Genomic DNA, 250 nt, shown 5'->3' on the forward strand with positions numbered 1-250 from the left:
TCATCGAATAATAAGGATAGCTGCTCCGCTAAAAAACATCTTTTGTGTTGTGCACTCCTTTTAGGTCCCGTTGAGGGGGTAGCAGAGACTTACGAAAACTTAGTCCTTGACAACTCTGGGTATTGGCAAGACATCACTATAGATACTGTTTCAACCCCTAATGGCGCCTTATTGATTAAGAATGGTGCATCAATCAACCTGACTAATGCAGATGTCACGGTGGGATTGATTAGTGGAGTCGGGGTTAGCA

1 protein-coding gene is annotated in these 250 nt (G+C 43.6%); it reads left to right on the forward strand.

What is annotated here, in order from left to right:
- Positions 1 to 250 (forward strand): hypothetical protein (locus tag MKR94_RS16750; RefSeq protein WP_241647922.1); only part of this gene is annotated, 250 nt, incomplete at both ends.

The sequence above is a fragment of the Rosenbergiella metrosideri genome (genome assembly GCF_022602565.1).
Taxonomy (GTDB): Bacteria; Pseudomonadota; Gammaproteobacteria; order Enterobacterales; family Enterobacteriaceae; genus Rosenbergiella; species Rosenbergiella metrosideri.